Source organism: Hymenobacter telluris (genome assembly GCF_017313265.1).
Lineage (GTDB): Bacteria > Bacteroidota > Bacteroidia > Cytophagales > Hymenobacteraceae > Hymenobacter > Hymenobacter telluris.
This window is the reverse complement of sequence record NZ_JAFLQZ010000022.1, coordinates 1-23,475: the sequence shown is the minus strand read 5'-3', so window position 1 is coordinate 23,475 and position 23,475 is coordinate 1. Positions and strand designations below refer to the sequence as shown.

Annotated in this window: 18 protein-coding genes and 1 pseudogene; 6 read left to right on the top strand and 13 right to left on the bottom strand. The window is 55.3% G+C overall.

Translation table 11 applies throughout. The annotated features are described in order from the left end of the window. Positions 1-100 precede the first annotated feature (100 nt). Positions 101-556 carry a hypothetical protein gene (locus J0X19_RS22215; protein ID WP_206986613.1) on the bottom strand — a complete coding sequence of 152 codons (456 nt, stop codon included), beginning with the start codon at positions 554-556 and terminating at the stop codon, positions 101-103. A gap of 514 nt (positions 557-1,070) precedes the next feature. Between J0X19_RS22215 and J0X19_RS22210 the strand changes: the two genes are divergently transcribed. Further along, complete coding sequence (locus J0X19_RS22210) at positions 1,071-2,465, top strand: HNH endonuclease (protein ID WP_206986612.1); 1,395 nt, start codon at positions 1,071-1,073, stop codon at positions 2,463-2,465. A gap of 268 nt (positions 2,466-2,733) precedes the next feature. Beyond that, on the top strand, positions 2,734-3,144 hold the full coding sequence (locus J0X19_RS22205) for a hypothetical protein (protein WP_206986611.1): 411 nt from the start codon (positions 2,734-2,736) through the stop codon (positions 3,142-3,144). Positions 3,145-3,187: 43 nt separating this feature from the next. On the opposite strand, the gene J0X19_RS22200 is transcribed toward J0X19_RS22205, so the two are convergent. From J0X19_RS22200 to J0X19_RS22160, 9 genes are all read right to left on the bottom strand, one after another. Then, positions 3,188-3,595 carry a hypothetical protein gene (locus tag J0X19_RS22200; protein ID WP_206986610.1) on the bottom strand — a complete coding sequence of 136 codons (408 nt, stop codon included), beginning with the start codon at positions 3,593-3,595 and terminating at the stop codon, positions 3,188-3,190. 144 nt (positions 3,596-3,739) lie between these two features. After that, positions 3,740-5,062, bottom strand: a complete 1,323-nt coding sequence (locus J0X19_RS22195; RefSeq protein WP_206986609.1) for a DUF4041 domain-containing protein — start codon at positions 5,060-5,062, stop codon at positions 3,740-3,742. 97 nt (positions 5,063-5,159) lie between these two features. Continuing rightward, positions 5,160-6,056: a hypothetical protein gene (locus tag J0X19_RS22190; protein ID WP_206986608.1), complete on the bottom strand. Its 897-nt coding sequence runs from the start codon at positions 6,054-6,056 to the stop codon at positions 5,160-5,162. A 244-nt stretch (positions 6,057-6,300) separates the two neighbouring features. Further along, positions 6,301-6,519 (bottom strand): nucleoside triphosphate pyrophosphohydrolase, encoded by a 219-nt coding sequence (locus J0X19_RS22185; protein ID WP_206986607.1) that lies wholly within the window; start codon positions 6,517-6,519, stop codon positions 6,301-6,303. A gap of 6 nt (positions 6,520-6,525) precedes the next feature. Further along, positions 6,526-6,918 (bottom strand): HNH endonuclease domain-containing protein, encoded by a 393-nt coding sequence (locus tag J0X19_RS22180; RefSeq protein ID WP_206986649.1) that lies wholly within the window; start codon positions 6,916-6,918, stop codon positions 6,526-6,528. Between the two features lie 337 nt (positions 6,919-7,255). Then, on the bottom strand, positions 7,256-10,450 hold the full coding sequence (locus J0X19_RS22175; RefSeq protein WP_206986606.1) for an ATP-dependent helicase: 3,195 nt from the start codon (positions 10,448-10,450) through the stop codon (positions 7,256-7,258). An 87-nt stretch (positions 10,451-10,537) separates the two neighbouring features. Beyond that, positions 10,538-13,402 carry an RNaseH domain-containing protein gene (locus J0X19_RS22170; protein ID WP_206986605.1) on the bottom strand — a complete coding sequence of 955 codons (2,865 nt, stop codon included), beginning with the start codon at positions 13,400-13,402 and terminating at the stop codon, positions 10,538-10,540. A 49-nt stretch (positions 13,403-13,451) separates the two neighbouring features. Further along, positions 13,452-16,811: a hypothetical protein gene (locus J0X19_RS22165; protein WP_206986604.1), complete on the bottom strand. Its 3,360-nt coding sequence runs from the start codon at positions 16,809-16,811 to the stop codon at positions 13,452-13,454. After that, positions 16,792-18,165 carry a restriction endonuclease-related protein gene (locus J0X19_RS22160; protein ID WP_206986603.1) on the bottom strand — a complete coding sequence of 458 codons (1,374 nt, stop codon included), beginning with the start codon at positions 18,163-18,165 and terminating at the stop codon, positions 16,792-16,794. Before J0X19_RS22160 ends, J0X19_RS22165 begins: the two co-directional genes overlap by 20 nt. A 504-nt stretch (positions 18,166-18,669) precedes the next feature. On the opposite strand from J0X19_RS22160, the gene J0X19_RS22155 reads away from it, so the two are divergent. Both J0X19_RS22155 and J0X19_RS25265 read left to right on the top strand, forming a co-directional pair. After that, on the top strand, positions 18,670-18,879 hold the full coding sequence (locus J0X19_RS22155; RefSeq protein WP_206986602.1) for a hypothetical protein: 210 nt from the start codon (positions 18,670-18,672) through the stop codon (positions 18,877-18,879). Positions 18,880-18,924: 45 nt separating this feature from the next. Then, positions 18,925-19,101, top strand: a pseudogene (locus J0X19_RS25265) (energy transducer TonB); the annotation flags it as partial. A gap of 84 nt (positions 19,102-19,185) precedes the next feature. On the opposite strand, the gene J0X19_RS22145 reads toward J0X19_RS25265, so the two are convergent. Then, a complete protein-coding gene (locus J0X19_RS22145; RefSeq protein WP_206986601.1) occupies positions 19,186-19,416 on the bottom strand; it encodes a hypothetical protein in 231 nt (76 codons plus the stop codon). Between the two features lie 699 nt (positions 19,417-20,115). Between J0X19_RS22145 and J0X19_RS22140 the strand changes: the two genes are divergently transcribed. Together J0X19_RS22140 and J0X19_RS25180 are read left to right on the top strand one after the other, a co-directional pair. Continuing rightward, positions 20,116-21,096: a tyrosine-type recombinase/integrase gene (locus J0X19_RS22140; protein WP_206986600.1), complete on the top strand. Its 981-nt coding sequence runs from the start codon at positions 20,116-20,118 to the stop codon at positions 21,094-21,096. An 82-nt stretch (positions 21,097-21,178) separates the two neighbouring features. Then, the gene (locus J0X19_RS25180; protein ID WP_206986599.1) at positions 21,179-22,324 is read left to right on the top strand and encodes an HNH endonuclease; all 1,146 of its coding nucleotides are present in this window, start codon (positions 21,179-21,181) and stop codon (positions 22,322-22,324) included. A gap of 173 nt (positions 22,325-22,497) precedes the next feature. Here the strand turns inward: J0X19_RS25180 and J0X19_RS22130 are convergent, their stop codons facing one another. Next, entirely contained in the window at positions 22,498-22,815 is a 318-nt protein-coding gene (locus J0X19_RS22130) for a nucleoside triphosphate pyrophosphohydrolase (protein WP_206986598.1), read from the bottom strand. 24 nt (positions 22,816-22,839) lie between these two features. After that, positions 22,840-23,316, bottom strand: coding sequence for an HNH endonuclease domain-containing protein (locus J0X19_RS24890; RefSeq protein ID WP_257573411.1), 477 nt, complete (start codon positions 23,314-23,316; stop codon positions 22,840-22,842). Positions 23,317-23,475 lie beyond the last annotated feature (159 nt).

Genomic DNA, 23,475 nt, shown 5'->3' with positions numbered 1-23,475 from the left:
AGGCATAAAGGTCTTCAGCCTAGCGTCATACTCCCGGACTGATTTCAGGTTTATAGGCTGAGCTGACGGCAGATCCAGATAACGCGAATCAATTGTAGACTTAGCTGTGCTTTCGCGCCCGACGGGCAGGCACATCCGGAACCGGTGGAGACGCTTTGGTAACCCCGTAGGCGGTCAGCAGCCAGGCTCGCAGTTGCTCTTCATCCAGCTGCCGCTCCAGGGAATGGGTCAGTTTCTTCTCAAAGCGCGCCCGGGCCAGTAGCAGCTGGTAGTAGGGATCATACCGGCCCGCCGCCAGCTGCAGGTACACGGTGGTTTTCCCTTCCCGGTATTCCGAAGAGATGCTCTCCACAAAGTAGGAGTCCCGCCCGGTTAAAGCCCAGAGAAAATCCAGCTCAATGTTCTCGCCTACTTGCGGGACGCGGACCAGTTGGCACCAGACGAGCTGGTTCTGATGCTGGCCCGGGATAATGAAGCAGTGCGCAACCAGCGGGCAACTAATGACGACTTCCTCGGCGGCGAGGGCATTGAGGAAGGCTTGGTAGAGCGATTCCAAAATCAGCCGGAACCGGGCCGGCTTGATGCAGGCGCGTGCTGCAGGACCGTAATGGTAGGAAGCTGATCTGGCTTCTCCCAGGCGAGTAGCGCGGCCAGCAGCGAGTCATAGGGTTGTTGCCGGCCCCTGAGGCGGGCCAAAGCTAGCGGGGAGCGCAGCAGGTCCCCCAACAGATTGAGGGTCGGCAGGGACTCTATCTCCTGCTGATCGTAGTACTTTGGCATAAGATACGAGTTTAGAATAGCCATTCAATATCGCCCAAAGCTGCTATGATCTACCCAGGTTTGTTACAGTCCACCACCCAGGAGGGCTTTTCCTTACCACGCGGCACGCTGGCGCTTCCTAAAGCGGAGTTGGTAAAGAATACAGGTCCGAGCTGCGTGACGCGCATAACCGGCCCGGTGCTACCGCGGAGGCAATTCGATATGCTGTTAACCACTACGATGCGCAATAGGCTTTTCTGGCTACAACCTGATTCTAATTCAACCACCTTTCGTCACTTCTTCATTTTCCTATGGCCACCATTCGCCGCGTTCACCACAGTAGCATTGCCAACTTATTTGTCCGCAGCTTACTTGCTGATGTGGGCGAAATGCACGGCGGTTTTACCAAAGAGCACTGGCAAGCGACACTTGATTTTTTTGGAAATCGTTGTGCTTATACTGGCAAGGCATTGGCTCCGGCCGATATTGACCGGGACCACGCCATTCCACTAAACCGGGCAAGTGGGGGCCTGCACCGGTTCGGTAACCTGCTGCCAGCCTGCCGTCAGGCGAATAATGAGAAAGGTTCGCTCACCTACGTGGAGTTTTTACGCAGCACTCCCGGCCGCTTCGCCAGCCTCAGCCACCTGACTACCCAGGATAGAGAAACGGCTATTGCCAGAATAGAATCCTTTATGGAAGAAACCGGGTACCGGCAGGCCACTTCTTCAGCGGTCCTTTCACCTGAATATTTAGAGGAAAAGTATCAGCAGGTAAAAGACCTGTGTGCTTTGATTAGGGCGGAGGTGCAAAGCATGGCCCCGCCAGAATTGATGAGCAGCATGCTCGACAGCGAAAAGGATGAAGAGGAAGAGTTAGATGATGAAGAGACGGGCCGTGAAGAAGACCTGACCGACCGGTTGCCTGCTGCCTACCGCGAATTGCTGGCCGCGCACAAAAAGCACCGTATTGGCCGGCTGGCTCAGGCGCTTTTCGCCCAACTCTTTGCTGATGGGCGAGTTGCTCCTTTTGTACAGCGTCTGCAGGAAAAGCAATACAGTGCCCGGCAACTAGGCTTGTATGTGCCAGTACTGGCTACGGAGCGCCTCATCATTGCCGGCCAACCGCGCTACTATACCGAGCCCTATGTGCTGGATGGTATAACCTATTACCTCGGCAGCCAGTGGAACAATGGCCGCCGGGATATGCTGGAAGACTGGCTGGTAGATGAAGTATTCAGGACCGAAGCTGGAATTGCGGATGCTTCAGAGGCACTGATGCCGGTAGCCGCCATGTCTGCAACCGCAACACAGCTGGATTCAATGATTGACTCAACTGTGCAAGCTGCCGTGCAGGCTATCTGGAATCAGGTGAAAGAAACAGACAACAAGCAACTTGGTCATATCAAAATTGGGCAAGGGATTCAGCATGTGTTTCACGTGCTGGACGAAGAGCCCGCCGCGCTGGCAGCAGTTGAGCATATACTAGCAGAGGGGACGCGTTTGAGCATGGCACGTGAGCTACAGGTATTAAGACCATACGATGACAGTTCCGACCTAAATGCCTTGAGATTGGATTCAAAAGGACGCCCACGCTATTATAAACCACTACTAACGCGGCATAAGTATCTGCTTTGCAAAGAATGGAATTACGCCAAGCACTACGTTGAATGGACCCGGATTTTCAAAGCAGCTGGCCTGCTTTAGAAGGTAATGGCCAGACCGTCTTTCTATAATGATGACTACTAACGACCCCGACGAAATACAACTGCCTGAGACGTCGGCTGAAAATCAAGCTGCCCTGCAGCGCCTGCTACAGTTGTGCCCTGGTACACTGCCAGAGGCGGTCCTGATGGAGCTGACTTGCAGCCACGCTGTATCCGTGATTTAGCGTGGCTGCAAGTCAGCTGCCGAGCTTCATTCCCGGGCCACGGTGCTCAGCGAAGACTTCGACTTTGCGCTAACCGCAGAGCAGATGACTACCGTTTTGCTCAGTCTGTTGTTTGCCCGGGTGCCGGTCTCGCCGGACGAGCAGGAGCGTCTCACCGCGCGGCTAGTAGCCGAGTCAGGCGGGCCGGTGGGCTACGATGCAGACGAAATTCCCGGTGGCACCGGCCCTTTTGGCCGCGTAGCTTCCAACCCAGTACCCATGGCCGGTATCGTGTCCGCCGAATTGTACTTTCGCCGGCTGAGCCCACCCGACGGCCGGTTGCTGGACTGGCAGCGCACCGGCTCGCGCTCTGCCGCTAGAATCGATAACCCAGTGGATTGCTACCATCTGACTGATTACAGCAGCAAGGAGTTAGGGGAGGTTTATATATCTCCATACCACCAGCGCATTTCCAACCGGGCTCCGGAAGGCTTTGTGCTTGATGGTGTTGATTAAGACCAACCGTAACGTATAACACTGCAATCTTTGAAAGCGGAATTCAGGCACCTGCTACTTGTAGCCAACTGACGTAACTCACTAAATGCTTGGTAGCAAAATTTAAGGGACTCAATCCATCTAGGTGTCTGTTCTTGACTCCTTGGCAAAAAAGCTGTGCGGTATCCAGATAACGCGGAATCTCTTGTTCTGTTACTACAAAGCCGTTGAGTAGGAACGTATCCAATGCTTCACCGAACGTAGTTAACATGTTCCAGGCATCGTGATCCTGGAGCATAATTTCCAATCCGACATAGACGTATTCAGCGACGTTGATGGTTTCTCCTTCGCAAATTCGCTCTTCCAGTGCCCAAAAACTACGGCAGATCGCTTCGGTATTGTGCAAGGCACAGGTTAAGCGTACGAAGTCTTTTTGCGCGTCGTCCTCGGGGTCAATCGAACAGTGCAGCATCGTGTGCAAGCAGTGGAAGAGACTGAAGCCGACCTGGCATGCTTGCAAACCAGGAGATTGTGGCTGTGAAGTCGGCATCTTCAACTTGAGTCAATGAATGTGCGGCGAATATGCGCTCGTAGCTAACGGATGTGATGATTAAACTTATTGAGGCCGCTTCGCACGCAGGTGCTGTGTTTGCCGGTACTCATCGGCGGCAGCTTCGTGCACAAAGCGTATTTCCCCGTGATTGGCCTGAACGGCAGCTGCAATTTCGTGCAGGGAAACCTGAAAGAACTCCTTGCGTTCGTTTGCCATATTCACCCGGCGGTGCTGAAACAGGTGGTGAAGACGTTTTTCCAACATCGGCGCATTGTCGCAGGAAATGATGGCATGCACATCGAAGGGAAAGGGAACTGATGCGTTGCTTAGCTCATCGATTCGGTCTTGCGGATCCAAGCGGCGTGTCATCCCAATTTTGTACACGTTGTCTCCAAAGGAGCCTATGTTGGAGATCACGTACACGTGCCCAGCAGTGGTGAGCTGGGCCTGAGCCGTTGCCCTACGTTTCATCTCCTGTGCTTGAGCCAACGATTGCCTTAACTGCTCAATTTGTTGCGTGTAGCGTTGGCGCTCAGTTCCAAAGGAATGCTGGGCCTGCTCCCTGGCGCGCCGCAACGCCTCTGCATAAAAGTCCTCGTCCCGTTGGGCCTTAGCTCGCGCTTCGTCCAGTTTCTTGGCTTCGCGTAGCGCCTCTCGGAATCTCGTTTGAGCTTCCCTCTGTGCTTCTTTATCGGTCTTCAGCCTGCGACGGTAAGCTTCGGTAAGGAATAACTCTTCTAATCGTACCGCTAAATAGGAATCTGTAATTAAGCATTTCTGCGCGGCACCCAGGTTATTTACTGCGGCGAATGCCTTACGAATGCGTTTCTCCGCGATTTCAAGTTTATAAGGCTGCACTTGTGCAATCACTGCTTCGCATTCGCCGTTGAATGCACTTAGCATTAGGTTCATTACCTGCTCCTGGCGGCGTTTGCCCTCGGCTTCGTTACCCGCGACTCTCAATCGTTCTTCGGCCCGGGCCGCGTTGCCTTCTACTATCATCTGTGCTTGCCGGCCTTTTATGGTTTTGAAGCGCTGCTCAAAAGCCGGAACTTCAAGCACAAACCGGTCCTTCGCGTAGCCCGTAGCTGCAACCCGCATTGCTTTGTGATGCGCCTCAAGATCCGCTTTTACCTCGACAATAGTATTGCCCAACTGTCGAACGGTGTTGGTCAGCTGCACCTGCTGTTGCTGCAGCGCTTGGTTCTGGCGCGTAAGGTGCTGATGAGCAGTTTCAATTTCAGCTAAACTTTTGTACCGACTACCCATGACCGCGTTCTGCCGCTGTAGCTTTTGAATTGTAGCGTCGCGCTCAAGCAAACGGGCGTAGAGAAAGTATAATGCTGCTGCAAGCGCGCAGACCAGCAGAAATAAAAGTGAGGACATACGAGTTCAAAAGGTCACGATAGCGCCACTGATAGGCACGGAAGTGTTTTCATATGGGGGCACCCGAGTAGAGATGAGTTACCAAGGTGCATTCATATTATTCGCCTTCTATCAGATATCTATCAATAAACAGGATGGGGAAAACGGGATTGTCCTCTTCCAGTACCAGATCTTTGTATTGAGTGTCATCAATAAATTGAGTAAAAGCACTAAGCAATCGGCCGGGAGCGGCAGTGTTGATATAACGCTTAGGACGGTTTTTCTTCTGGCATATATCAACCATGGCTTTTATGAGCTCGTCCCAATCATTTTGGGGGCTGACCTCATTAAATACAAAGCCAGCATTTCTTTTCGTTATATTTTCGATTACCTCCCCAAGGGATAGATTACAAGGAGCTTTATTTACTGCTTGACCGCAGAACCATTTTTTGTTATTAAATCCTGAGAAACAGGATTGTTGTGGATTAAAGGGAATGTTTAGATTTTTTATAATGTGGGTTTTTGATCTAGAGGCTAAGTAAAGATCAAATGAAGGCCAAGAGCTTAACAGTGCCAGCTCCTTGAGAGTTGGGGTAATGCCTGACGGAGGGATATGACCGATTGGAGAAGTTGGATTTTGTTGGTCGGACAGCTTAGCCTGCACTATTAATGCCCTTTGATTTTTACAATATCTAATAGTGTCATCCGGGTTGCGCTGCAGATGGTTCTCAGATAGAATTATCATAAAGTCCCCTACCTCCACCCGTTGGGTAATGGTCGCGCCGTTAACGCCAATTGCTGGTGGGTTGAATTCAGCTAATGGAATCTTGTCAATCCAGCCGATTCGAATATTGTACCGGCTTTTTATGTTGGGCCTATGCCAAGGATTGTGGTTTAAAATGGATTTAAGCCCGGTTAAGAAGGCTCGGCTAAATAGCATAGAGACGGCCTCAAGCTCACCATAGTGCTTGTTTGCATACTGACTGGCAATTAGGGTATCAATTTGGACATTCATAGCAAGAGTTGTCATTGTGAAAAATATGTGTCGTTATGCACAGTGTGTTGTTGTTGCGTGATTATCCTTATTGCTGAAAACTGAAGAGTTACTAGTGCTCGTGCTGATTTGACTTGTTAGGTGTTTGGATTGGCTGTTGTGGTTGCTCTTCGTGAATTTTCAGCAGCTGCAGCTGGGCCTGGAACCCTCCGCGCTCTTGGCGACGGGCGGCCTGAAGTTGTTGTATTTCTTCCATGCGTAAACCTTATGCTGTGGCCAGGGCAGCAATGACTTCCAGTACATCAGCAAGTTCAATGGCCAATTCCGCCAAAGGAGCAGATTTCGCCTCTAGGGCTTCCTCAACCAGCTTTTCGCGTAGTGCATCCTGGTACGCCTGCTCCTCCAGCACGCGCGTTGCACAACGCCGCTTTGACGCGGCAATAATGTCAGGAATGAAGTCGCGGACTAGTTTACAGTATTCCATGCATGGTTAAAAACGCATGACGTAACGGGCTGCCGCGACGCCATTACTAAACTCCACTGCTTGCTGCCCTAGAGCCGCTGCGAAATCAGGCTGGTGTTGAATTGCCGAGAAACGCAAAGCGGCATCTTCCTGCACGGCTTGCCTCAACGAACAGGACCGATCATAGCCCCGGTAGGCCTCTGCTAGCCAAGGTTCCGCTTCCCGCAAGCGCTGATCAAATGGTACCCGGTCTCTTTTGATTCGCTGGTTGAACTCACGGTCTACCGGAACCAGGTTCCACAATTCATTGACGGGATACACAGCTAATGGTAGCAAATGATCGAGGTCGTAGTCACTGGACTGGCGAATGCTTTTGCGTGTCCAAGGACAAGTAGAGGCAGTTAAAAATAGGCTGACCAGCCTTTGCCAAAGTCCAGTTGTTGGTACTACTGGTTACAGTGGCTCAGTGGTTAGAAAAAGTGAAGCTACTCCGTTCGCTCAGATGCTACGGCCGACTTAAATAGCTGTCCAATTTCCGCTACGATTTTATCTTGCTGCATATAGAGAGTTCTAATGGGTTTAACCTCAGAGACTGCTTTTTTTCAATGGGTTATGCTGTTCGAGGTTGAAGTAAACCAAGAAGCACGTAATCAAATTATCTATCTGGGTATTGCTGTTTGTTCTTGTTGCTGTTGTACTCGCATAAGTTCTTAGGGTATAGCGGTTGCACAATTTCTCACGATTCCAGCACAAATAGTTATTGTTCTGAGGGAACAGTAATCTTGCCCCGTAGTAGGCACCAGTAGCAAGTGCCGCAGCCATGGCTAAAATCACGCGCCCGGATGGCCGCATCGACTGCTGTGATTTGGGCGAGCACAGCAGCTTCATCTTCCGATTGCACATTGACTTCGTAAGGCTCATAGCGCTGGCCCGGAGCCTTGTCTTCCCGAGGGGGCACATATTGAAAGCGAACGCTGAGAGGCTTGAATGCTTGGGTTACGTCATGCTTTAGCAGCAGGTGGTAGAATACCGCCTGACGCCAATAATCACCTCCACGTACTTTCGAGTCTTGCAGCCACTCAGCCAGCGTGGTATCGGAGGCCGCCGGTTTGAGTGCAGCAGTGGCATTATCCGGTTTGCCGGTTTTGTAATCGACGACTTGATGGCCTCCCTGAGGGTGCGGGTCGAGCCGGTCGAGCACGCCGGTAAGCTCAATGCCGTTGGGTAATAGTGCCGTCACTGGGTGCTCAGTTAGGGCATGGGGCCGCCAGATAGCCTGAAAGTGCGCGTGAAAGTCGAAGAGCCAGCGCCGTCCGGCAGCTTGTCGGCGCTGGTAGGCTACCGGAGATAAAGTGGCCCGGTAGTACCAGAAAGCCTTTTCAAAAGCATCAACAAGTTCCTCCGCTGGGCCAAATTCCTGCCGTTCGTCATCCCGGGCAGCGCTAAAGTATTTCTCCAGTGCTCGGTGAACAGCTTTACCAAATGCCTGGGACTCATTTTCGGCATAGGGTACCTCCAGTACCTGCTCGTAGTAGCACCCTATGGGACACCGCAGGTAAGCATTGAGTATGGTGATGCTGAGGGTGAAATCAGCCAGTCGCGCGTCTAGTGCGGCAGAGTCGGGCAGCGGGGCCGCAGCTACGACAGGGGCATGCAACTGAGCTTGGGCCAGCACCACCGATTCATCGGGTATCCCAGTTTCATCGGCGACTAATCCATCCTGGGCCAACTCCGTAATGAACCGGCACTCTTCCGTTTCACCAGCCAGAAAATCCTGGCTGGCGTAGCTGATAGTCAGGTGTTCCTGCGACCGGGTGAGGGCCACGAAAAATACGCGCCTAGATTCCTCCTCACTGCTGCCCGTGGAGCGGGTGGCCAACGCAGGCGGCAGCACGTAGTGGCGTGGCGATGACTTGCGGTGCCACACATTTTGCTGACAGCCCAGCAGCCATACGCGCTCAAATTCCAGCCCCTTGGCCGTGTGCGCGGTCAGCAAGTGCAGGTGCGCCGCCTCGCTGCCCGTGGTTCTTTCCAGGGGCAGGCCCGACGTGGTGGCGGCCGTGATGTCCCAGGCAATCAGCAGCCCCTCATAAGTAAGGCGAGACTGGCGGGTTTCTTCGTCCCGCAGGAAGCTGCGCAACGTGCGGGCTACCGCGTGCTGGTGTGCCGGGTGCGGGTAATGGGTAACCTGCCATGGCAGCAAGGTATTCCGCACTACCAGTTCGGCCACTTCGGCGACGGGCAGGCTAGCGGCGGCCCGTACCCAGTGGTCGAGTTGCGCCAAAGCGGCTGCCAGCAAGGGGCGACCAGCGGCCGAGAGCCGCAAGTCATCAGCTGTTTCCGGGTCTTCGGCGGCAGCAGCCAGCCACTCGCGCCACGGCCAGGCCGCGCTGCCGCGTGGGAAGCGCTGCTGGTAGCTGGCCGCCAGACGCACAAGGTCAGCATGCGGCACGCCGAAACACTCTAAGTGCAGTACCGCAAATAGCGCCGGTTCGGCTAGGGCAGTCACCGGCCGTAAAGCCTCGGCCAAGTAGGTGAGCACCCGGTGCAAGTTGGTGGCCAGCGCTTCCTCCTTCAGTACGTTCACCTGCCGTTTGCGGAAGAAGGGGATACCCCGCGCAGCTAGCAGCTGCGCCAGCACGTCGAGCTGGTTTCGGTCGTGTGCCAGCACGGCACAGCGGCACGTCGGACCAGCATCGCTGTATAAGGAGGCCAGCTCGGCGGTTACGTGCGTTGCCTCGTGCCAGGCCGATTGGTAGCGCCGCACGACCGGCGCAACGGCCGACGCTTTGAACTGCGGATGGCAGGCCACCAACTGTTTGCTAATCTTGGGCAGCTTGTGGCACAGACGTTCCCGGTTGCGAGTAATCAATCGGCTGGCGGCCTCCAGCACCCGGGCCGACGAGCGGTAATTATTCGTCAGTACCACTACAGCAGCAGCCGGGTAACGGTCGGTAAAGGCTTCTAAGTTAGCTAGACACGCCCCCTGAAAACGGAAGATGCTTTGGTCATCATCGCCCACCACCAGCACATTGGCGTCGGGCTCTGGGCCGGCTACTAGCCAGAGTAGTTGGTTCTGCGCCCCGTTAGTGTCCTGATATTCATCGACCAGCACGTGTCGAAACTGCTCTTGATACCGCTCGCGGAGCGTGGGATGCGCCTGGAGCAGGCCAATAGCCCACCCCAGCATATCATAGTAGTCGTAGCGTTTGGCTTGTTGCCACCGCTCTTGAAATGGCTCAAAAAGTGCCGCTGCCGCTTGGCTCAATTCAATGCGCTTAGTTTCCTTTTTGATGTTTTCCAGGTGGGGGTCGCCTTTTTTGATGTTGCGCGTCTTATTGGCGCTCTGGTACTGGTAGGCCTCCAAGGTGGGCAGCTGCTGGCGGTAAGCTTCGAGTGCTTCTACCCACTGAGGACCCGTCCAGCCCTCCTTTTTCATGATGCTAAACGTGAGCTCAAGGCGTTGGGCTTCGTAGTAGATGTCGCCCGTTTCCCGCCGCAGCGGGTGTCCTAGAGGCAGCTCGTCAATCAAATTGGTATAAAACTGCCGGGTTTCGGTTTCGGAGGCCAGTGCTAGATCGTGTCGGCCCAGCAATTCCTCGTTGTCCCGGATGATAAGTCGGCCGAAACTGTGGAAGGTATGCACCTCTACCTCGTGGGCAATGGGCCCGAGTAGCTGGCGCAGGCGATGCCGCATGTTATTGGCCGCCATATCGGTGTAGGTCAAACACAGAATTTCGCTGGGGCGGGGACCGCCGGGCTGGGCTAATACCCAGGCCACGCGGGCAGCCAGTACCTGCGTCTTTCCCGTGCCGGGCCCCGCTACCACCAGCACAGGGCCGGCAGGATGCGTCACGGCCTCGTGCTGCTGGGCATTCAGGCTATCGAGTAGTTCCGCCAGGGGCGAAGCCCCGGGTCTAGGCTCCGGGGTAGGGGTAGAAATTTGCTGCATAGCAGAACCAGCCTTATTGTGGAAAATATGCGAGCGCAACCACCTGCTGGATAGGTGGCTGCGCCGCTAATGGTTGGCGTAGAACAGTTATTCTTTCTCCTCTTTGGCTTCTTCCTTCGCCGCGGCCTCTTCCTCCGCCAACACGTAATCGGGTACGTACTCTTTAAGTACTGAGGCAAAGTGCAGCGGGCCAGGCAAAGTGGTCCAGCCGCCAAAGTGGTCGTAGGAAGAGCGCAGGGTTTCCACCAGAAAAGCCAGCTCATCGGGCTGAAAGCGTGCCGGCTGGTCGGGGTCTTGCAGCACCGTTATTTCCAGCGGGTTTGGCGTGGCCCAGGTTTTCGTGAAAGGAGCGGTGGGGGGTTCCTTGTCTCCTTTCACGCTGCGCGTAGGCCGGTAACTGCTGGCGCTTCGCACCGGCTGGAACATGCGCGAGCCATAGGATAGGTAGGTGGGCAAACCCACGCTCGGGTCGGTGAGGCGGTAGAGCTTCGCATCGGCCCAGCGGGCCGACAGGCGGGGCTCCGAACGGGTGCCGTCGGGTTGGTCGAAAGAAACTTTAACGTGCTCGGTGGGCAGCAGCGCCTTGGGCGAATGGTTGTGGCGCAGGCGCACAAACGTCACGTTGGGCAGGGCTTTCTGGAACTCGGTGAGGCCGTGCAACCGCACATCCGCCGGGTTCACCTGCGCGTCGGCCAACCAGCGCCAGATGCCATTTAGGGTTGAAGTGTCGGCCAGCAACACTATTTCCCGGCCCTGGTGGTGCTTGGAGCGGCTCAGCAGCACGTCGTGCAAAAAAGCTTCGGTCAGCTGCTGGCGCTCGACCAGTACTTTCTGAGGGCTGCTGTGCTCGGCCAGGTAGCTGGGACCGTGAGTGGCCAGCGCCAGCACGGCCTGCTTGAGCGGCCGCATCGAGACGGGCTGTACGGGCTGTTTGCTGCCCGCCGCCCGCAGCAGCAACGTGGCCTGGCACTCGCCCGAGACGGGGTCCAGCTCGATTACGTAAGGAATAAAGCTGGTTTTGTTTTTGCGCTCACGCGTTTTGTTTACCCGCACGATGCCGGCCCCTAATATCACGGGCGGCTGGTTGCCCTGCTGTACAAAGGGCATTCGTTTAGCCAGGCGGCTGGGCACAATAGGCATTCGCCCAACGCTTTTCAGGGCTAGGTCGCGCCAGCCGTTCAGCACGCGCATCTGAAATTTGCTTAGCTGTGCGGCGCTGGGCGTAACGCCCGCCGAGGCCGAAGGCAGCAAGTACTGCACGTTGGCTCCCGCAAAACCCTTTATCAGCGCAACCCGCCCCACCTGCTTGCTGATGGCATCGTCGTACTGGCCCGCACCGTAGTTGCGGCGCGCCAGTACAATAATGCCGTGCGGCAAGTCCTGCTTCTTAGTGGTCAGCTGCTTGACCTGCTCCGCTATCCAGGGTGTCCAGATGGCTGCTTTTGCCTTGCCCCGCTCCTCGGGTGGGGCGGGCTTCTCGCCTTCGGGGCCCCAGGCCCGGGGGCCGTGCACGTGGTCTGGCAAGAGCACGCGCGTCACCACCACGCCTTTGGTACCTAATACTTTAGTGAGTGTGGCTTCCACGCGGGCGGCATCGTCGTGCAGGCCGGTTTGGTAGGCTACCAGAATGCGGTGCGTGCCATCGTAGAACTGGTTGAGCCCGGTGTGCAGCTCGCGCGTCCATTCCTGCAGCACCTGGTCTTTGGCCTTTTCCTCATCCGTTCCGGTGTGGTGGGCAACATCCCACTTGCCTATCAGCCCATTCAGCGTTTTGGCCCCGGTTTCGATGCGTTGCAGATACCCGCCCCACGGGGTGAACCCCTGGGGAGCCAGTAGCTCGGTCAGGCGCTCGAAAGCCAGCTGCCGGTCGAGGTCAGTAACACCCCGGCCAGCCACCTTTTCTACCGAGCGGCCTGGCGCGGCGGCCACCACGACGCGGTTGCCGGGATAGTTTCCGCCTGCTCGCACCAAGTCGCCGGCCGTGAGTTGGTCGCCGGCCGGCAGGTCGGGGTAGCCTGCCGCAATAGCGCGGTAGTCATCGTCCAGGGTTAGCCGGTGGGAGTCGATGCTGAACTTAAAAGCCCGGTCTTCGCCCACCGGCAGGACAAACCCGCCCAGGTCATTGCCAAAAAAACGGCCTTTAGGGCCTGTGGTCCATACCCGCTTGCCCATGTTTATCAGAATCACAGGCAGGGGTCGGGCGGGGTATGTGGCTACTGTGATGGTAAGCCCCAGACTGATGCTGCACGGCGCTTCGGCACCCATCGGAACTACTTCCGGGTCAGTTAGCAAGCGGGCGTAACCCTTGTCCAGCGTGCTGCCGATTTCGCGCCGTAGCGGGCCTGCCGCCGGGAAAATCACCTTGCCCACGAGCTGGGCAGCCACGTAGTCGGCCAGATCAGCAAAGCCGGTGGCAGTCTGCGGCAGCGCGGCATTAGTGGCTTCAGTGGTCGCCCACTGAAAGACTTTTACCTTATCGGCCTGTGTCACAATAGCCTGCTGATTCACGGCCAGGGTGCGGAGGCCCTGCGCGATGCGGGCATCCATGGGCTTGAGGCCACGAATCTTCTTCACCGCCTCATCCACCCAATGAGCCACGGCCCGGTTGGCGTGCTCGCTCGCCTCGGCCGGCGCCGAAGTGGTGAACAACATGTTCACGGCATCTCCTTCGGCCAGCGGATGGCCGATGCCGAGCCGGGCGTTCACTCGCACCACGCCGGGATCATACACCTGGGTGCGCAATCGGAGGTCTTTGATGGGCAGCTCCTTGGGCTTATCGTAAGCCGGCGAGCGCAGAGCCTCGCGCAGGCCCGCCACTATCTGGTAGGCTTCTGGCGACCAGGCTACGCGGGTGACGCGGTAGGTGGCGGGGGTGAGGGACTCAAAGCTAAAGGCCAACAGGGTGGGCGGGGCGGACTTGGCCAGGGATGAAGGAGTGCTTTTCGAAGCCATTAGGCGGAAAGGGGAAAATGTAAAGAGTGATGACGGGTGGGAGACTGACTTAATCGGCGCGGTGCGCCGCCGCATTACGTTTGGTTATCAGTCCGTCGATGGCGTGAAAAGCAGGTCCGAAAGGTTCGTAGAGGGCCCGGAGCACGGGCGGGCAGTCGGCGGGCCGACTGTTAGGGCCGAGGTAGGCCCGCAGCAGCTTTTGCATGGTAACCAGCACGCTGGTCTGGCTGGAGTCGGGCTTCTGCTCGGCGCTGTTGGGTGCCCAGGCTGCGTCGATGAAATATACATCGGCCGGACTGCCGCCCCGGATGGCCCGCCCAATGGTTTGCAGGATGGGAATGAGCAGATTAGCCGCGAAGGCTTTGCGGAATTCTTTAGGTAGGCGCTGGGCACTCTGGGGTCGGCCTAGCAACCGCATAATCCGCGTGTACAGGTGCTGTCTGCTTTCATCGTAGCGCTGCTGCACTTCGGCCAAGCTGGCGGTGGCAAAATTGGCTTGATCAAACTGCTCGGTGTGCTGGGCTACTGTAGCCAGCATCAGCGTCAGGTCATCGGCAGTGGGGTGGGGCCGTGTGAGAAAATACACGCTGCCAATGGCGGCCGTGCGATTGTCTATATCCTGGGCATCGTCGGGGTTGTTGAAAATCAGGTTAATGCCTCTGCCCAGCGCCGTGAAAGGCAGCACCACTACCTGCACATTTTCCTCAACGACCAGCTGCCCCAGGCTCTCAACCTGGCCTTTCAGCAGGTAACGCTCCAGGGTTGGCTCGGCCGGAAGCTCGCGGAGTATGCCCCGGGTTTGTGCCGCGAGCGTGGGGTTAACCTGCGCGATGGCTACCACCACTTGGCGAACCTGCTCGTAGGAATTGACCACGAGCGCGCACAGGCGCCGGTGTCGGCCGCTGGGCGAGCGCCGCGCCGCCCGTTCCAGCTGCGAGCCCGTGCCACTGTGCGCCTGGCCTGCCGGGGCTGCCAGTTTGGCCACCATGTGCCGTAGGTTGTCGTGGCGAAACCCACCGGCCCCGCTGAAGCGCAGAAACTCGCCCGCCCGGTGGGGATGTGGCAAGGGCAGGTAGTGCAGCTTTACCACCACTGGGTCGGGTCGGCGGGTGCGCAACACGTAGGCCGGTTCCACGCCCACGTGGTAGGCCGGGCTATCGGGCAGCCATGAGGTGGCACTGGCGAGCAACACATGTGCCCCCCGCTGGTGCAGTCGGTGCAGCAGCAGGCGTGGGGTTGTGTCCAGCAGCAAATAGTCAATGGACAAGCCCCGGTGCCGGTTTTCCTGGTAGCGAAACCGCACACTGCTGAACGCCCCGAGCAGATTAAGCGGCACCGCGTTGCGCAGCGCCTCGCTGGTTTTGGTGCCGGCAATCCAGTCGGGCAACAGGTTGTACTGCACCAGCGGCTGCGAAACGCGGGCAAGCTTCTGGTAAGCCGCTACCCCAAACCCGGCCACTATCAGCAAGCGGGCCGCAGGGGCCAGCAGGTCAGCCTTAGTCGGGTCGGCAAGGCTCGCTACCTGCGCCACCAGTATCTCAACGGCGGCTTCTACATCATCGTCGTGGTATAGGGCGTAGAGGTACGTGTTGAACGCCTCGACCAATTCGCGCCACCGCTCCTGAGCGGCACTCTCCGAAGCAAAGCCTAGTTGCCGCACCCACTGCGTAACGCCCGACTGCATCTGCTCTCCATCGCGAAAAAACGAAGCGTAAAGGGCCGACTCCCAAAACGAGCGAATGCCGGCCCGGTGCTCAGCCGGCAGCTCCAGTCGGGCGTGCCGGAGAGCGAAGCGGATAAGGTAATTGGTGGTGAGGAGCTGGTTTTCCAGCTGCTTGCCCAGTTCCGGGTCGAGGCTTTGCACCTCGTCATAAAAGCGAATCAGGTGGCGCTCAAACGTATTGGCGGCGTAGTGGTGAGGCAGCAGTAGCTGCCGGTCACGGGGTGCCATGGCCCCAGTCATGGCTCGGTCCGTTACGCGCTGGGCTTGGTAGTGAATGCTTTCGCTGGTACCGCCCAGCTCAAGCGTCAGAGCCCCCAATTGGTCGAGTTGCGCCTGGGTTTCGTCGGCCTCATCAAAAATCAGCAGGTCGAACGTATCCGCCAGCAGCTCGAAATACTGAAGCTTTTCCGCGCTGGTGTGCGCCGGAACGGCCGTGTCGGCCCCGCGTACGTGGCCTAACCATACGCTGGCCTCCACCAACTCTCGTTGGTTGCGCACCCGGCCACAGCCGCCCCATAAGGGGCACAGCAGCGGTTGCGGCCGGTCCTGGCGTATCGAATCGGGTAGGTAGAAGTTTTCGCATGGGGCCTCTGTAGGCTGCCACTCGCGCCAAGCCGACGCTTCATCCACGGCAAAGGCGGGCAACGGGCAGGTCTGGGCCAGCAGTTCAGCCCCCGGCCGGGTGTAGCCGAAGCCTCCATGTCCTTGCAAGGCAATCAGTTGTGCCAAGCGATCGGCATGGCGGGCATGGGTGGCCGGGCTGCGGCCCACGAGCAGCGCCGAGTTGACATCGTAGCGTCGAAGCCGCTCCAGATAGTCGCGTGCGGTTTCGATGCTGGTAAAAAACACCGCCACGCGCTTGCCCTGCTCCGCTAGCAGTGCGCAGAGCAAGAGTATCAGCGTGGTCTTGCCCGAGCCCGGCAAGCCGATGAGGTGGCGCAACCCACTCAAGTCCAGTGTATCGGTTTCGGTTAGCTTGCCGTCCCGCCAAGCTTCCACCAGGATGTCGTTCAGACGGCTAGCCCAGTGCTCAACGGCATGGCCATGTACCGCCTGGTCAATTGCATCGAGACGCACCGCAGTTGCCATCAGGTCGGCTAACGGTACCCGCAACGGTGGTCGCGGCCCGCTGCTGAGCACGTACTGCGGCGGGGGCGGGGGAGTGATGTTGGTCAGGCGTACCGATATGGATACCGGCAGCGTGTCTTCGCGTAAACGCACGGTCAAATCGCCAGTAGTTGGGGCCAGGGTCCGACGGGTTTGCCGGCGGGGCGGGGGCTGGGCCAATTGACGGCGGGCCTGCTCAATCAGGGCCTCATGCCCGGCCTCCCGCTCGAACGCCAAGGTGTGCTCGTTGATGCGGTAGCTCGCCGTAAACTCCCGTGCTCTAGCGGCGGCTAGTAGCTCGCGCACTGCTTTTTGCACGGCCCGCCGCGTTGGCAATGGTCCTACCCGCTGGCGTATATGGAAAAAGGCAGCCCCGTGGTCGGCGGCTTGATAGCTGGTCTGGCATGCCCGTAAGCCACTCAGAAGTAGAGGCAGCCGGTCGAGTGAGCTTTCGCCTAACTGTTCTAGCAAGACGCAGGCCCATAAAATACGGCGTTGGCGGTGCCAGGCCACTGCTTCCGGCATGTCGGAGTCGGTACTGGCAGGACCTGATTTTTTCTTACGAAAGCTGGCCATCATGACGGAGGGTTTCTAAAATATCATCCACTGAAAGTACGCGGAGCGAGCGCCTGAGCGCCGTTTGCAGGTGCTCGCGCACTTGTGGCAAGTATTGTGGCCGGTTTACTACTTGGCGCTCGGCCACAGCCACGACCATTGTGTCATAGAGCCGCAGCCCCCCCACGCCCCGGTTCAGCTTGCGTGCCAGCAGCACTGGGTCTGTGTAATCTTTCACATCGAAGCCAAGGCGCGTGCCCACAGCCACGTCGCACAAATCCTGATAAGGATACAATTGCACCTCTTCCTCCGGAAATAAAGCCGTCAATTCCCGAAACAGGCGCAACTCATCGAGGGATGGATTGCACCAGTAGCGTAGCACTTCTGGCCGGGCTACTAGGGCATCAGCTAATGCCAGGGGTTCGCCTGTAGCAGCTGGGTGGGGATGGGTGGCCCGGCAAGCCGATAGCACACACGAGAGCGGCTTTCGGTCCTGGCTTACCAGCGGAGCGTGGCAATGCGCGCATTGAGCTACTAGGCCCTGGCGGTTGGCCAAGGCGGCGTGCGCCGGCTCATACACGAAGCGCAACCACTCGCGCACGGCCGGATTGAGCCGTGGGCTGGCCCAGAGCTTGCGCCACGCTTGCCCCGTGCGGGATACCATGGGGTGCTCTGCTACGAAGCGCCGCACTAAGGTGTACGTCACGTCGCGTTCCGACTCGTCTAATTGGTCAAGGGCCTGCCGCAGGCCCCGATAAATCTGATTTTCTACGAGGTCAGCCAAATGCCCGCCTTCCTCGCCAAAATCCTCGCAAGCTGGGCTAGGGACTCGGTACTCGGCATCAATGAGTACCACATCGGCGTAATGCGGGTGTTGGGCCAGCGCCAGAGGGGCCCACTCGTTTAAGGGCTTAGTGCAGCGCCACAGTAGCTCGTGCACACTAGCACACTCATCTACCTGTCCACCTTCAAATGCCAACCGCGCTAGTTGCGCTTGGGCTTGCCGAAGCGGCAACGGAATAACGGCCTCGGTAGCGGCGGTGGTATCTCCTAACCCGACACCCACCGCTCGTCCTGCTTGCACAGCCTGAAACTGCTTCAACACGCCGTGCGCCAGCAGGGTCATAAGTTGTGTCAGTCGCCGGTCGTCAGCATATGCTGGGGTAGTGGCTTCAGTAGCCGAGGCTACTTGCGTGTGTAGCTGGGGCAATTCTAAAGTCTGCAATTGCGAGGCAATAGCAATCAGCGTGGCTCCTTCCCGTCGTTGCCAAGCTGTATACACAGCTTCGAGCACATTGCGTCCGGTGAACCGTCGTCCGGTGCGGCTGATTACTTCCTCCTGACGCCACTTGCGCAGTACCCGCTCGGTAGGAGGCATTACACCAGGGTGATGAACCAGCAAGAGTGCTGCTACTTCTTGCGTTGCCTCCTTAGGGCTGCCCTGCCAAGTTTCGTAATCGGGAATTGCCACAAGCTTAGATTTGATTTGCCACTTTGTTTTGCAAATGTGGCAAATCAAATCTGTTTTCTGTGGTTAAGCCTACAAAATATTATTGTATATTACTTAACGCGTTGGTTTTCAATAACATTGCTTTAAAAATGGGTTAAGTAAAAATAGCTTAAAAAGCGACTTTCGCTGGCAATTGACTTTAGCCAAGGCAGCTTTGATGCCGATAAGTCGGCGCACCAGCTACCAACCGACTGCCGTTCTGTTACTTGATTTTTACATCCGCTTAGTATACAGCGACTGTCGAGAGATAGAAAATCTATCTGCCACCACGCTGCCCATCATCGCGACAGACTACATTTCGGTGGTAGATGCATCGCGGGCGAAGTCCTCGCTTCGGAGTGTACCGGGCTTTTTTAGTTGAACGGGATCATCATGCTGCACACGTTACTCGTCACCGCAACCGACCTCGAACGCTGGGCTGACCTGCTGGAAGGCAAGTCCACTTTTCCTGAATTACTGCGACGGCTCATTGAGGTAAGCCCCGGGCATTGGGAGCGCACCATCCTCAACCAGTCGCCGTGGTTTATCGGCCGCCACGACGCGCTGGCCGTACTGGGCAGCCAGCTCGCCTACTCCGCGTAGGCCCGCCAGCGCCACACCGAGGGCAAGGTTTAGGTTACCTTCGCCGTCGATACACTGGGTCGGGTATCAGACCACAGGATTCTCAAGGGCCTGGGCAACGGCTGTAACGAAGAAGCCCTGCGCGTGGCCCGCACCATTCCCGACACGTGGACGCCGGCCCGGCTGAGCACGAAGGCCGTGGCGGCCCGGCAAACCATTATGTTCGCTTTTAAGCTCCAATAGGCCGCCCAGCCGCTTACTGGAAAACAAAAGGCCCGGCCATACCGAAGTAGCCGGGCCTTTTCGTGACCAATCATTTGGGTAGGGTTAGGTCCGTGGCAGAAACTTCCGGTATTCTTCTACGTCCTCAAGGGGTTCTTGAAGCAGGTACTTCACCCAGGCAATGGCCACCCGGACCTCGGCAATCAGGGTGTCGTTGGTTGGTTTTACGCCGGGGTGGGTGGTCGTTTTGTTGGCGCTCTCGTGAACGTCCAGCTCGCGGTAAAGCCCTTTTAGCAAGTCGCGTAATACTGTTTCGGAGGGAGTGTTCGTTGGCATAATGAAGGAAAATGGGAAGCACTTACAACGCAGCCATTGCCCGACTTGTTTTACCTAGGTTTCCCCATTGTATCGTCTGGTGAGCTGTCGCATGTCAGCTTTTCCTCTGCTGAGGGGATACAACTCGGTGGCTGGGACGGCCTCAGCACTGCTGGTCAACCAATGCCGTTCGTGCCAAGTGGAACGAGTGGTTGGGAATTGGGTACTAACCAAGATCGCAAGGGGAAAGCAGACAGCGATTACGAGAAGCGTACCTGCATCGGGATAGGTTGCTGGATGCGCTCTGCATCGGCGGCAGCATGCGTACCCTGCTGGACAGGGCTAAAGTATACCAGGACCTCTGGTTCGAGGTGACTGGCTTGTTGGGGGCGGACAGCACCTACTTCTACTAACTGATAGTTTGTAGTTGCCGTGCCCAGGGAAACTGATGAAGGCGAATCTGCAAAGAATCCGCTTTCATCCATATCAAGGGATCACTAATCCTATTAGACTGATGAAGGTGTTTGAATATCTAATGTAATGTATATTAGTAATTATTCATGCTCATCTTCTTCTTCTATAATTTACATATCCCAAGACTTAAGTCGAATGCTAAAGGGCATCAGCTGTACTTAGTACCGATAATGCTCAATTATCGGTACTAAGTTATTTTATACTATTTTAGGGGTGAAAACTCATCGCTACTCCTTATATAGGCGCATGGAAAATTCGTCTTCGCTGACCGTCGTTGTTCCGACTCGTAACAACTCTTTGGTTGAGCTGCCATCCTCGGTTGCTAAGTACGTCGAGGCTGGTCTGCACGGTGCCGAGAATACCAAGCGTGGGTACTCGGCGGATTTACGCAGCTTTCAGGATTACTGCGAGCATCATCAGGTCGCGCATTTGCCGGCGGAGGTCACCACGGTCGCCGGCTATGTGTCGCAAATGGCGGACCGCGGTATGAAGCTCGCGACTATTCGTCGGCACGTGGCCGCCATTGCCAAGCTGCACCAACTCGCTGGTCAGCCGTCGCCCACTGGTCACGAGGCTTTGCAAGTTGTGCTTGATGGCATTGCCCGGGTCGTGGGCAAGCGGCAACGGCAGGCTCCGGCTTTTACCGTGGCGGAACTGAAGCAGGCCATTCGGGGGATGGACGTGACCACGCCCACCGGGCTACGGGATCGGGCCATACTGTTGCTGGGCTTTGCGGGAGCGTTTCGCCGCTCGGAGTTGGTGGCGCTGAACGTAGAAGATGTGGAGCTTACCCGCCAAGCGCTGGTGATTCATCTGCGGCAGAGCAAGACCAACCAATATGGCTTAGAGGAAGATAAAGCCGTTTTCTATTCGCCTAGCGCGGATTTCTGTCCGGTGCGGGCCGTGCAGGAATGGATTGAATCCTTAGGTAGAACGAGTGGTCCTTTGTTCACCCGCATGAGTCGCGGCACGAAGGATCGTCCAGCTCAGCCTAGCAAACACCGCTTAACGGATCAGAGTGTAAATGACTTAGTGCAGCGGCATCTAGGATTTATGTATTCTGCTCACTCCTTGCGCGCATCCTTCGTCACAATTGCAGTTGAAGCGGGACAATCTAATAAAGCTATTAAGAATCAAACTAAGCAGAAAACCGATGCCATGATTGAGCGCTATGCGCGATTAGATGATGTAAAGCGGTTTAATGCTGCGCAATATTTAGGAATCTGAACCGAAGCGTAAATCAGATTTAAAAGTCAGATACACCAAAAGTATTTGCACATATTTAAAAGATATAATCAAAAAAATGATTGTGAAAATACGTATTGATCTTCTTGAGCAACGCTACAGCCGTTTTGAAGAATTCATTAAAAAAATGGATAAATGTCCATTTTTATCTTTTAAAGATTCTGTGTTCATAAATATGAGTGAAAACTATAAATACTCAGTGTATGAAGAGGCGAGAAATGCGCTGGGCAGTAAGTGGTGGAAGCAAGACCAGATCGGTAGCGGAATTATTAAAGAGAGTGTAACAAATGCAATCCATGCAAATGTAGTGCATTCTGGAAAGAGGATAAATAATAATCTTGTCAATTGGCGGCAAAAGAATGATTTGCTAAACCAAAGTAAAAACAAAAACCTGGAGGAAATATTTTTTAATCTATACAAAAGCAAGGCTTCTGAGGTTACGATATTCGAGCGGTTGATTAATGAAAAAATAAGCTATCAATTTATTGCATATCTCTTCTTTATTAAGGATAGGAACAGGTTTCTTCCAATATCGCAGGAAAAATTTGATCATATATTCGAGTTGATTGGACTATCAGAGTTTAAAACCTCTCGGAACGTCTCTTGGGAAAACTATAAGACGTTCATTGACATCATCCAGCAGGTACAAAGCTTTCTTCGAACAAAGGATAGTGCGGCGACGCTGTTAGACGCTCACTCGTTTCTCTGGATACTAGGTAACCAGATGAAGGGTCCTGTGATAGAAGAAGGATCTGCTAAAACTAAGTCGAAGCACGTAAGAGCCACTGAATCAGTAATATATTCAGTGGAAGATGTGCAACCTGCTCAACAAGCTATTGCCGAGGAAGATGATGTCTTGTATTTCCCAGAGGGTAAAGAAGTGTTTGCATTACACAGATCGAAAGAGCGTAACAAGGCACTAATTCGGTTGGCTAAGCAGCAACGCTTAGCTGAGGACCCCAAGCTATGCTGTCAGATATGTGGCTTTTCCTTCGTTGAAAAGTATGGCGAGCTGGGAGCCGGTTTTATTGAAGCTCACCACGTGCTTCCGCTATCACAATTGAGGGAAGAAATGCTGACAAAACCGGAGGACCTGGCTTTTGTGTGCTCAAACTGCCACCGTATGCTACACCGCAAAAGACCTTGGGTGACCATGAGTGACTTGAAAATTATTACTCAGCAAGCCCACACAGAGCAACTAGAAAGCTAAATGATAGTGGTGCAGCTAGTAAGTCATTATCTAGCTCAACCTACTGGGTCAAACTAGGCCACTAGCTTGTCCTTACTATGCAGCGATCTAGATCCCAGCTCTTTCAGGTAGCATTGACTGTTAGTTTCAGTTGACGTTGTCAGAGAGTAGTTTATAGATAACAGCACTGACGTTTACTCCTCAATTAAATCAAGTTGCAGTCGACCTTCAAACCCTCCTCGATCCTGCCGCTTCTGTAGCTGAAGTTGGCGAGCTTGATCCATAGTGAACTGGTTAGCCACAAATAGTGCGTCTAGGACTTCAAGTACGTCAGCAAGTTCAGACAACAACTCTTCTGAGGAAGCGAGCTCTGCTTCCTTGGCTTCCTCAACTAGCTTCGCCAGTAGAGCAACACGATATGCTGGCTCAGCCAGTATTGTGGTGCGACAATGACGCCCTGACTTACGAATTATAGTCGGTATGTAGTCGCGCACTAATTTGGGATATTCCATTACTAGCTTTTGAATCTAGGGTTATTAGACATTGGGTACTGGGAGCTTATACTCGAATGGATAGGAGAAGCCTAGATTTTGTGCAGTTTGGAGCTGCGGTACTATCTGGCGTTCTAACCGCTCGCGAAACCAGTCAAAAGTTTGCCCTTGTAAAAAATTTAGGTCCTGAGAGAAAAGAATATGGTAGTCTTCTAAGAGTGTGTCATTACCTCGTGAAGCATGGTATTGAAAGCCATTAAATTGCAGTTGTGCGTAGGCATCAAAATACAGCCCGAAGGAAGGCAACCAGTCACTTTTGGCGGAGTTTACCTTTTTAGGAGTCGGTATAATATTCCACAGTTGATCATGCGCGACATAAGACCATGGTAGGAAATGGTCAAGGCTCATGTTCGCTAAGGTTAGGAGCTCGCCAGAATAGATACAAGTTTGGCTTGGCTCGGCAGAGAGATATTCCTTCCAGAACTTTCCCGCCTTGCTTAAAACTCGAGCTGTCGGCTTCAATAACTTTTCGCTTAGCCCGATTACGTTCGGGTTATGCTTCTGAAGAAAGCGTACTAAATGCCAGTAGGTAAAGCCTCGTAGGTGAGGTGGTCTAGCCGAAACGGACAGCGAGAAGTCTTAACTTCCGCTGCTCATGACCGACAAAAAACTAGTTGACGG